The 10,345-nt window shown below is 63.1% G+C and carries 8 protein-coding genes and 1 other RNA gene; 7 read left to right on the top strand and 2 right to left on the bottom strand.

What is annotated here, in order from left to right; genetic code table 11:
• On the top strand, positions 1-734 hold a 734-nt coding region (gene tatC, locus MAMT_RS03885; RefSeq protein ID WP_142659706.1), incomplete at its 5' end, for a twin-arginine translocase subunit TatC.
• Between the two features lie 117 nt (positions 735-851).
• On the opposite strand, the gene MAMT_RS03880 is transcribed toward tatC, so the two are convergent.
• A complete protein-coding gene (locus MAMT_RS03880) occupies positions 852-1,586 on the bottom strand; it encodes an aminotransferase class IV (protein WP_142659705.1) in 735 nt (244 codons plus the stop codon).
• Between the two features lie 5 nt (positions 1,587-1,591).
• A complete protein-coding gene (locus MAMT_RS03875) occupies positions 1,592-3,754 on the bottom strand; it encodes a protein-disulfide reductase DsbD family protein (RefSeq protein ID WP_142659704.1) in 2,163 nt (720 codons plus the stop codon).
• 60 nt (positions 3,755-3,814) lie between these two features.
• Here MAMT_RS03875 and MAMT_RS03870 point away from each other — a divergent pair, with 60 nt between their 5' ends.
• The 6 genes from MAMT_RS03870 to dnaX all read left to right on the top strand — a co-directional run.
• Positions 3,815-5,293, top strand: a complete 1,479-nt coding sequence (locus MAMT_RS03870; RefSeq protein ID WP_142659703.1) for an excinuclease ABC subunit UvrC — start codon at positions 3,815-3,817, stop codon at positions 5,291-5,293.
• 109 nt (positions 5,294-5,402) lie between these two features.
• The gene (locus MAMT_RS03865) at positions 5,403-5,906 is read left to right on the top strand and encodes a septal ring lytic transglycosylase RlpA family protein (protein ID WP_178086905.1); all 504 of its coding nucleotides are present in this window, start codon (positions 5,403-5,405) and stop codon (positions 5,904-5,906) included.
• Between the two features lie 204 nt (positions 5,907-6,110).
• Positions 6,111-8,300 (top strand): serine hydroxymethyltransferase, encoded by a 2,190-nt coding sequence (locus MAMT_RS11760; protein WP_142659701.1) that lies wholly within the window; start codon positions 6,111-6,113, stop codon positions 8,298-8,300.
• Between the two features lie 97 nt (positions 8,301-8,397).
• Positions 8,398-8,823, top strand: coding sequence for a hypothetical protein (locus MAMT_RS03855; protein WP_142659700.1), 426 nt, complete (start codon positions 8,398-8,400; stop codon positions 8,821-8,823).
• A gap of 104 nt (positions 8,824-8,927) precedes the next feature.
• An RNA gene (gene ffs, locus MAMT_RS03850) (signal recognition particle sRNA small type) lies at positions 8,928-9,022 on the top strand.
• A 23-nt stretch (positions 9,023-9,045) separates the two neighbouring features.
• Positions 9,046-10,345, top strand: a 1,300-nt coding sequence (dnaX, locus tag MAMT_RS03845; RefSeq protein ID WP_142659699.1) for a DNA polymerase III subunit gamma/tau, incomplete at its 3' end; no start/stop codon positions are given.

Genomic DNA, 10,345 nt, shown 5'->3' with positions numbered 1-10,345 from the left:
TAGCCGCCGTGGCGGTGGCCGCCGTGGTCGGCTTCGTGGAAACCAAGCCCATTCTCGGGCTCCTTCTCGCTCCCCTCAAGAAGGCGGGAGAAGATCCGACCAAGATCCTGCGTTTCCTGGGCGTGGTCGACCCCTTTTCGGTCCAGCTCCAAATCGGCCTTTTGACCGGAATCGTGCTCTCCCTGCCCGCCGTCCTCTACTTTATCGGCGAATTTCTCCTCCCCGCACTTACGGCGATCGAAAGACGGGCGGTTCTTCCCATCTTTTCCGCCGGCGCCCTTCTCTTCCTCCTCGGCGGCTTCTTTTCCTACGCCGGCCTCTTGCCGCAAACCCTCCGCTTCTTCGTCCTTTACAGCCGCAACCTCGGGGTCGAAACCCAGTGGACCCTGCCCAACTACCTCGATTTCGTCATCCAGATGGTGGTGGGCTTCGGCCTCGCCTTCGAACTTCCCTTGGTCGTGGTCCTGCTCACCTACTTCGGCATCCTTCGCGTCGAGCTCTTGCGGCGCTATCGCCGGCACGCCATCGTCGTGATCCTCGTCGCCGCCGCCTGCATCACCCCCACCTCCGATCCCTTCACCCTCTTTCTCCTGACGGCTCCCATGTATCTCCTCTACGAGCTCTCCGTCTGGATTGCGGCCGGGATCGAGCGGAAACGAAGCCGGCAGCTCTACCCCTCTGCTCCTCCGCCCGCGCTTACACCCGACCTAAAGCGGGATAAGCCGGCGCTTTAGCCTGCATGTCTCACAAAGTTCGTACCCGAGGCGCAGCGGATGGGCCTGGATGCAAGGCCAACGAAGCAGATAGGTCCATTTCGCAAGCCGCAGGAGATCGCTTGTGAGCCATGCAGGTCAGCCGCCATTCTGTCCAGGGATTCCGCCCCGCAACATCTTTTGGAGCTCCCTCCGAAGACGCCGGGCAACGGGGCCGATTGGGAAGGACCGGCCGAGGTAGCGATGGACCGGCATGACGCCGATCCAGCTATTGCTCAAAAAGATCTCCTCGGCTTCCTCGAGTGCGGCCAGCGGGAAGCGGCCCTCGACGACCCTGGCCCGTCCCAGGATCCAGCCTCGAACGACCCCAGCCCGGCACCCCGCCTCCGGAGCCGGGGTGTAGATCGACTTTCCGCGGACCCAGAAGAGATTGCTGCAAGCCCCGGAAGCAATCTCGCCTCGTTCGTTGCAGAGAAGAGCCTCGTCTGCCGCCACCGACCTCCGAGCCTGCCAGTGAGTCAAATAGCTAAGCGTTTTGAAACGCGCATCCCAGTTCTCGGAACCGACGCGCAAAGAGGCCGGCTCCAGCGAAAAGGCGCGCCGCCCCGAAGGCTTCTCCCTGGTAAAGCTCTCCCACTGGTCATCCCATGTGAGCAGCCAGCGCCAGCGGCCCGTTTCTCCGGGCGGCAGGTGGAGTGCCTGCGCCCGAAAATCGACTTTGCGGGCCAGTCCCAGGGCATCCGCCGCCTCTCCCAGCGTCCGCCAGTGCTCCTCCACGAATTGCGGAAGCCCCTTTTCGACACGAATAGTTTCGAAGACGCCGAATCCCGGGAAAAAGGCCCGACCCTTCTCGGGCCTACCGTCACGGTCCATACTCTTCACGGCCCGGATTGCGGCGAGGACGACAACTCGGGCGCCTGAGCGTGCGCAGTCGGGAGCTTGTCGAGTTCGTCCAGGAGAAGACGCGGAGTCAGCAGTTCCGGAAGCAGCTTGGGTTGCGCCTGGGAGTCCGGACCATAGAGTACGTAGGTCGGCACCCCGCTTCGCCCCAGCTCGGTCAATGCCTGCGTGATCGCCGGATCCCGGTTCGTCCAATCCGCCACCATCCAAACCACGCCTCGGTCGGAAAGCCGCTTGCGGACTTCCGGGTTGTCGAGGGCCACCCGCTCGTTGACCTTGCACGTCAAGCACCAGGAGGCGGTGAAATCGAGAAAGACCGGAACCCCTGCGACCCGCAACTCGTTCAATCGCGCCGCCGAGTAGGGAATCCAAGGCACCTCTGCTTTCCGGCCGGCCGCATCCCGCAAGAGATACCCGACTGCCACCCCGACCGCGAGCATGCCGGCCAGCCCCGCGACCAGCCGAACCGGCAGGATCCGGCTCGGATTCGCGTATCTTCCGAAAAGCCAGGCGCCGAAACCGACCACGACAAGGGCCAAGAGCAGCGAGCCGACGCCGTCAATGCCGCGCAGCTTCCCATAGACCCAGAGAAGCCAGACCACGGCGGCCATCATGGGAAACCCCAAAAGCTGCTTGAAATCCTCCATCCACCGCCCCGGTCGCGGCAAGAGCCTCAGCAGAACCGGAAAGGTGCAGAGGAGAAAGACCGGGGCGGCGACCCCGAGCCCCAGGACGCCGAAGATCAGCAAGGCGACCCACATCGGTTGGGCCAAGGCGAAACCGAGAGCCACCCCCATGAACGGTGCCGTGCAGGGGCTCGCTACCACGGTCGCCAGGACTCCACTGCCGAAGCTCCCCCAAAGACCCCGCACCCGATCGGCCGCCTCTCCCATGCTCCCCAAGGAAGATCCGAACTCGAAGACGCCGAAGAGGCTCAAGGAGACCAGAAAGAAGAGGACGACCAGAAACGCGACAAAAGGCGCCGATTGAAGTTGAAAGCCCCATCCCAGCTCGGCCCCGCGCGCCCGCAGGACGAGCAGGGTCGCGGCCAGGGCCAGGAAGGACGAGACGACTCCGACCAGGAAAACAAGCCCGTGCCGGAAGGAGCCTCCCGCTTCCCCTCGACCCCGTTCCACAAGATGAAGAACCTTCAAGGAGAGCACGGGAAAGACGCAGGGCATCAAATTGAGGATCAGGCCGCCGAGAAAGGCGAAGCCGAGGACCAACCAGAACTCCTTGGAGGCGGGGAGGGAACGGAGGGTGATCGGTGCGGGGGTCTTCTCTACCTCGAGTGCCCAGGCAATCTTTCGCGTCCCCTTCCATTCGGTCGATTGGGCAAGCAGCAGCCCGTCCAGCTTCTTCGGCAGCGGCGCGGCCTTCGGCGGTTGCGGAATCTCAAGGACGATGCCGAACTGCCGCAGCCGAAATGTTTGCGCGGCGCTGTCCACGATCAGGCCTTCCTGCGCGGGCAGGAAGCGAGGCTCCTCCAACACCGTCGCTTTTTTTTCCGAGCTCTTCAGCTCCAGATGGAGCTTGCCGCGCGCCACCCACGCGCTTGCCTCTACCGCCTTCGGGGGAGGCTGAGGCAGAGCCGACTGGGCCCGCGCAAAGCCCGAGCGCAGCGACGAATCGCCCTTCGCCGGACCCGGCGTCACCGGGAGGATGAGCTGGAGATCGGCGCCCCCGGGGATGCAGCTCTGCGCGCACTCGACCCAGCTTACTTTCGCCGAGAGAGCCACGGTTTGACCGACCGCCAGCGACGCAGGGGGACTAACGGAGACCAGGAGCCATGCTTCTCCTTCATAGCCGTAGCTCGTCAAGGGAGGAACCGAAATGACCTCGGGAACCGGCCACTGAATGGGTCCGGCTTGAAAGCCCTCGGGAAGCTTCCATTCGATCCGCGTCGCCGATCCGGCATCCCCCGGATTCCGCCAATAGGTATGCCAGCCCTTCTCCATGCGGAGCCGAATCGCCATCCGGAAAGGGATTCCCGGGGAGACGGAGTCCGTTTCCGAGAGAAGAGTCGCTTCGACATGCCGACTGCGAGCCGGCAGAGATTCGGCGGCCCAGGAAACGCAAGAAAGCGCCGCCCAGAACGCCGCAACGATCGCCAACGCCGAAAACCAATACCCTCTCTTCATCGACGAGTCACCCTACCATAGGCGGAAGCCCGAAATCATGCCATTCTATCGTAGACACCCATGAGCGTTGCCCGGCCAGAGCTCGAAAAAGCGGTGCGAGACTTTCCCCAGACGCCAGGCGTCTACCTCTTTCGCGATCGTCTCGACCGCGTCATCTACGTCGGCAAGGCACGCAATCTTCACAAGCGGGTCGCCCAGTATTTTCATCCATCCCGGGGCACGGCGGCCAACCGGAAGATCCGGGCGATGGTCGAGGTCGCGCGTCGGATCGAGTACCATACGGTCCGCTCGGAAGCCGAAGCGATCCTGCTCGAGGGCAAGCTCATCAAGGAGTATCGCCCGCGCTACAACGTGAGCTTCCGGGACGACAAGCGCTTCCTCCTCGTGAAGACAAACCTTCGGGAGCCCTTTCCCCGCTTCCAGATCACCCGACTGCGCAAGGACGACGGCTGCCGCTACTTCGGCCCTTTTGCCTCCTCCGGTGCCCTCCGGACCACGATCAACTGGATGAAGAAGATCTTCGGCTTGCGCTCCTGTGCCCCTCTGGTTCCCGGCGAGAAGGACTACAAGCACTGCCTCGACCGGATCATTAAAAACTGCTCCGCTCCCTGCCTAGGGACGACGATCCGGGAGGAATACCGCGTTCGGGTGGAGTCCGCCTGCTCCTTCCTCGAAGGAAAATCCCGAGAGATGGCCGAGGAGATCCGCAAAAAGATGGAAGAGGCGGCCGCCCGGTGGGAGTTCGAGCGGGCAGCCGAGCTGCGGAATCTCTGGGAAGACCTTCGGCAGACGACCAGGCCCGTCAAGCGGTTCCTTCGCTCCTACGAGTCGGCAATCTCCCCCGCCGAGGATTTGCGGGAGCTGGCCGCCGCCCTCGGACTTTCCGGTCCTCCGCAGATCATGGAGTGCTTTGACATTTCGAACATCTCCACCCTCCACAAGGTTGCCTCCATGGTCGTCTTCGAGCAGGGCAGGCCCGCTCGTGGGAGCTATCGGCGCTACCGGATCCGGACAGTACCCGGGCAGGATGACTTCGCCAGCATCGCGGAAGCGGTGCAGCGGCGCTATCGGCGGGTCTTGGATGAGGGGACACGCCGACCCGACCTGATCGTCATCGACGGGGGAGCCGGCCAGCTTTCCGCCGCCCGCCGCGAACTGCTCGCGCTTGGCCTGACGACGATCCCCGTCATTGGCCTCGCCAAGGAAAACGAGGAGATCTACCGGCCGCACCATTCGCTCCCCCTCCAGCTTCCGAGGGATTCCGGTGCCATTCGCCTCCTCCAGCGGCTGCGCGACGAAGCGCACCGCTTCGCTAACGCCTATCACCAGCTCCTGCTCCGACAGCGGGTACGCGAAAGCCTGCTCGACGACTGCCCCGGGATCAGCCGCAACCGCAAGCGGCTCCTCCTCCAGACCTTCGGTTCGGTCGATCGTCTCCGAAAGGCGTCGGTCGAAGAGATTGCCGAAGTGCAGGGCATCGGCCGGAAGCTCGCGGAATCGGTTTTCGATTACCTCGCCGAGGATCGACGCTCCGGCTGAACCGGCAAGGCTTCGCCGAAAGAAAGTCGTATAGCTTTCGATCAGGAATCTGAACACTTTCTTGTTGACGCTATCAAAACCATACATTTACCATGCGCTCCACATGGCTATGTTTGCTAACCCTACATCACGAGCAGCAGTCTCCCGGTATGGCATCGGCGGTTTCCGCTTTGTTTCCGTCGCTCTCCTCTTGGGGTCGCTCGTCACGCACGCCAAAGCCAAGGCACCCAAGACACGCCCGAGTCCTGCGGTGCCGACCTTCCGCGCGAAAGGCATCGCTTCCTGGTACGACGAATCCCGCTTCACTTCGACCGGGGAACGCTACCGGGCCCGCGAAATGACCGCCGCTCATCCGAGCCTTCCCTTCAACACCCTGGTATCGGTCCGCAACATCAAAAACGGGCGAATCGCGCTCGTCCGAATCAATGACCGGGGTCCCTACAAAAAAGGCCGAATCATCGACCTCTCCCGCGCCGCGGCCGGTCGTATCGGCATGCTCTCCGACGGAGTGGCTCCCGTCGAGTTGAGGATCGTCCCTCCCTCTCGGAAGGCTTTCTCCTTCCTCCACAGCCCCGCGCGCGGCGCCGCAAACCACGGACCAGTCCCGTTCTAGCCTGCCTGTCTCACAAAGTTCGTACGCGAGGCGCGCCTGCTTCCGGCCGGGCAGCCCCGGATTCCGCGGGAGAAGAAAAAATCCTTTTTCCGCGGGAACACGGTGAGTATGATCAACCGCTCATCGAATTGATCCAGCAACCTATCCATCTCTCTCCGAGCGGTCGGCGCGATCCGGCCTTGTGATCCTGTCGTTGTCCAACTCATGAAGAACGTCCTTTTTGTTTGCACGGGAAATGTCTGTCGGAGCCCCATGGCGCAAGGCTTGTTTCAAGATCTGGTGCAAGGTCGCCACGACATCCGGGTCGATTCCGCCGGCATCGGTGCGGTCAGCGGGGTCATGCCGAGCGAGCAGGCGATCGACGTCATGCAGGAGATCGGCATCGACATCTCCGCCATCCGCAGTAAGCCCGTTTCGGCCGAACTCGTCCGCCGGGCCGATTTCCTCTTCTGCATGAGCTACGCGCATCTGGATTCCATTCTCCTGCTCTATCCCTCGGCGGCTGAAAAGACCTATCTCCTCCTCGAGTTCGATTCCGATCTCCCTCTCGCCTCCCGGGAGATTCCCGACCCGATCGGCAGCCCCATCGAAATCTACCGCGCCTGCCGCGAGCAGATGCGGCAGGCCATGCCGAAGATCCTCTCCTTCGTGCTCGAATCGGAGCATGCGACAGAGCCGGCAGCAGGCGCGCCGCTGCGGATCGCCCTGGGCTCCGACCAGTTCGGCTTAGGGCTCAAGGCGGCGGCACGCGATTGGCTCAAAGGGAGCCAGATCGCTTTCGAAGACCATGGGACGATGAACGATCTGCCGGTCGACTACCCCGACTATGCAGAGCGGGTCGCCCGAGCCATTCTTCAAGGACAGTCCTCCCTGGGTCTCCTTTTTTGTCAAGATGGGATGGGCATGGAGATTGCCGCGAACCGGGTTCCCGGGATTCGGGCCGTGCGGGTTTCGAACCCCGAGGAAGCGGCGGCGGCTCGCGTCCGCTACCTGGCGAACGTCCTTTGTATCGGGTCGGACGCCGTCCATACCACCGAGCTCCCCGCCATTATTCACGCATGGCTCGTCTCCCACCCGGATCCGGCGTCGCACGAGCGCCCCTTGCGAAAGCTCGAGCTTTTGGGCAAGCTCCCCGCCCGTTCCTCTCTGCCTCAGTACGTTTCCGCTCTTCCCGCCACCGACCCGGAAATCGGTGCCCTGATCGAACGCGAAATCCGAAGGCAGAGCGAAAATCTCGAATTGATCGCGTCGGAAAACTTTACGAGCCGCGCCGTGATGGAGGCCCAAGGAAGCTGCCTGACCAACAAATATGCCGAAGGCTATCCGGGGCGGAGATGGTATGGCGGTTGCGAAAACATGGACGAGATCGAGCTCCTTGCGATCGACCGGGCCAAGCAGCTCTTCGGGGCCGAACATGTCAACGTGCAACCCCACTCGGGTTCGCAAGCGAACATGGCCGTCTATTTCGCCTCTCTTCAGCCCGGGGACAAGCTCCTCAGCATGGACTTGGCCCACGGAGGACATCTCACCCATGGTTTCAAGATGAATTTTTCGGGCCGCTTCTTCCAGGTCACCCACTACGGGGTCCGTCCGGAAGACGAGCGGATCGACTACGATGGTCTCGCCAAAATGGCGGAGGTCCATCGCCCCCGAATGATCGTGGCGGGAGCCTCCTCCTATCCGGCCATCATCGATTTTCCGGCGCTGCGGCAGATCGCCGATGCGGTGGGAGCCCTTCTATTCGTCGATATGGCCCATGTGGCGGGCCTGGTGGCCGCGGGCTTGCATCCCTCCCCGGTACCCTACGCCGACTTCGTCACCACGACCACCCACAAGACGCTCCGCGGCCCGAGAGGCGGCATGATCCTATGCCGTGCGGCCTATGCCAAGGAGATCGATTCGCAAATCTTTCCGGGGATTCAGGGCGGGCCTCTCATGCACGTGATCGCGGCGAAGGCCGTCTGCCTCAAGGAAGCGCTTCAGCCTGAATTCCAGATGTATCAGAACCAGGTGTTGCGCAACGCCCGCGCTCTGGCCGAAGCCCTCCGGCACCACGGCTACCGGCTGGTCACGGGCACCACCGAAAACCACCTGCTCTTGATCGACCTCCGCCCCAGGGGGATCTCCGGGAGGGACGCCCAAGTGCTCCTCGACCGCGTGGGAATCACGGTCAACAAGAACGCCATTCCCTTCGACACCCTCCCGCCTTATCAAGCGGGCGGCATCCGCCTGGGAACTCCGGCGGTCACCACCCGCGGGATGCGGGAAAACGAGATGTTCGACATCGGCGACTGGATTCATCGCGCGCTCACCCATCGAAACGATTCCGACGTCCTAGAGAAGATTCGCGAGGAGATCTTATCGGCCACCGTCGCGTTTCCGCTCCCCGGATGACGCGGCCCGCCCATTGAAACTTTCCGCTCCTGTCGAGAGTCGATTGACAAGAGGAGAGCGGAAAGGCTAAATCGGGAACATTAGTCAACCAATCCATATGGACTCCGCCAGAAAACCCCTGCACACCCGTCGTTTCCTCTTGAGCCTCGGCCTTCTGACTGCTCTGGCCCTCACCGGCTGCGATCTCTACGCGCCCAAGAAAAAGGATGCCCAGCCGCAGTCCCAGACCGATACCAAGAAGGAAGCGCCCGAGAGCCCGGATGCAGAGGCCGGTCTGGAGGAAGGAGCCCCGCCGACAACCCCGGAGCCACCCTCCGGTAGCGCGCCTTCCATGACAGCCCCTTCCGGCGAGGGGAACCAACCCGAAAACCCGACTGCCTCTTCTCCCGGAGGCCAGACTCCTCCTCCCGGCCAAACTCCTCCCGGAGAAACTCCCCCTCCTTCCGCCGCTGGGTCCACTCCTCCGGGCGAGAGTTCCGGCCAAGGCGCCACTCCCCCGAAATCGGCTCCGGAAAATCCGTAAGCTCTCTTCTTCTTCGGAAGAGAAACCTTCGGTTTTTTTCCGCTTCGTCGGCGATGGGCAAGAGAATAGGTTGCATCCGCTCTTCAGCCGAATAAGATCAAAGCTGCCAGGGGCGGCGGAGCTGCCGGCAGGGTAACCCCGCCAGGTCCGAAAGGAAGCATCGGTAACTTGACCGCTGTTGTCGCTGCTCCTGGTGCTCTGTCCGTCGGGGCGACAAGACCCATGGCTTACGAAGTCTTCGCCAGAAAGTATCGTCCGCGCACCTTCGCGCAGATCGTCGGTCAGCAGCACATCGTGCGGACACTGGCGGGTGCGATCCGGCAACGGCGCATTGCTCAGGCCTATCTCTTCGCCGGCCCCCGCGGGACCGGAAAAACCTCCACTGCCCGCATCCTCGCCAAAGCTCTCGAGTGCACCGGCGGGCCGACCGTCGATTTCGATCCCTCCGATCCGATCTGCACCGAGATCGATTCGGGCCGCTGTCTGGACGTCCTGGAGATCGACGGCGCCTCCAACAACGGGGTCGAGCAGGTGCGCGAACTCCGCGAGAGCGCGCGCTTCGCTCCGGCCCAGTGCCGTTTCAAGATCTACGTCATCGATGAAGTCCACATGCTCACCCAGGCCGCGTTCAACGCTCTCCTCAAGACCCTCGAGGAGCCCCCGGCCCATGTGAAGTTTGTCTTTGCCACGACCGAGCCGCAAAAGGTCCCGGCCACCGTTCACTCTCGATGCCAGCGGTTCGATTTTCGACGGATTTCCGAAAAGGAGATCGTCACCCATCTCGCTTCGCTCTGCGCGACCGAGGGGCTCGCTGCGGACCCGAAAGCGCTCGCCCTGCTCGCGAGAAACGCGGAAGGCTCTCTTCGGGATGCGGAGGGAGCCCTCGACCAGCTCGTCGGCTTTTACGGAGGAGAGCTTTCCGAAAAGGTCGTTCTCGAGATGTTCGGCATGGCAGGCACCGGGCCGATCGCCGCCCTGGCCCGACAGATTGCCGAAGGAGCGTCCGCCCCGGCTCTCCGTCTCTTGCACGATCTGCTCGAGTCGGGTAAGGAAGCCATGGTTTTATCCCGCGAACTTGTCCACCTCTTCCGCAACGTCGCCGTCTACCAGACCGCTCCCCCCCTCATCCGGGAGGAGCTCCCGACCTCGGAACTCTTGGAGGTGGAAGCGCTCGCTCGCGCCCTCCCTCCGGAAACGACTCTCTCTGTCCTGGAAGACTTGACCCAATGGGAGGGACGCCTGCGCGTGGCGGCCAATCGCAACCTCCTACTTGAAGTCGGCGTCCTGGAGCTCACGCATCACAAGGAGAAGGTCTCCCTCGAACGGCTCCTCCAGGAACTCTCCCCCTCCGCTCCGCTGCCCGCCCCCGTCACCCTCGGCACAGCCGCCCCTGCGCCGACTGCCCCGACGGAGCCGATCCCCGCCACCCGGGAGCCCGCAATCCCGCCCTTCCTCAGCGCGCCACCCCTCCCGACGGTGCCGGCGGAAGCCCGAGCGACGCCCGAGGAAGCCTGGCGGCTCG

Source organism: Methylacidimicrobium tartarophylax (genome assembly GCF_902143375.2).
Classification (GTDB): domain Bacteria; phylum Verrucomicrobiota; class Verrucomicrobiia; order Methylacidiphilales; family Methylacidiphilaceae; genus Methylacidimicrobium; species Methylacidimicrobium tartarophylax.
The sequence above is the reverse complement of the archived record's forward strand: the minus strand, read 5'-3'. Positions and strand labels throughout refer to the sequence as shown.

Bases quoted from the DNA above. Each gene is read 5' to 3' on its own strand.
- MAMT_RS03875 (WP_142659704.1), bottom strand. From the start codon at position 3,754: ATGAAGAGAGGGTATTGGTTTTCGGCGTTGGCGATCGTTGCGGCGTTC.
- MAMT_RS03880 (WP_142659705.1), bottom strand. From the start codon at position 1,586: ATGGACCGTGACGGTAGGCCCGAGAAGGGTCGGGCCTTTTTCCCGGGA.
- MAMT_RS11760 (WP_142659701.1), top strand. From the start codon at position 6,111: ATGAAGAACGTCCTTTTTGTTTGCACGGGAAATGTCTGTCGGAGCCCC.
- MAMT_RS03870 (WP_142659703.1), top strand. From the start codon at position 3,815: ATGAGCGTTGCCCGGCCAGAGCTCGAAAAAGCGGTGCGAGACTTTCCC.
- MAMT_RS03855 (WP_142659700.1), top strand. From the start codon at position 8,398: ATGGACTCCGCCAGAAAACCCCTGCACACCCGTCGTTTCCTCTTGAGC.
- MAMT_RS03865 (WP_178086905.1), top strand. From the start codon at position 5,403: ATGTTTGCTAACCCTACATCACGAGCAGCAGTCTCCCGGTATGGCATC.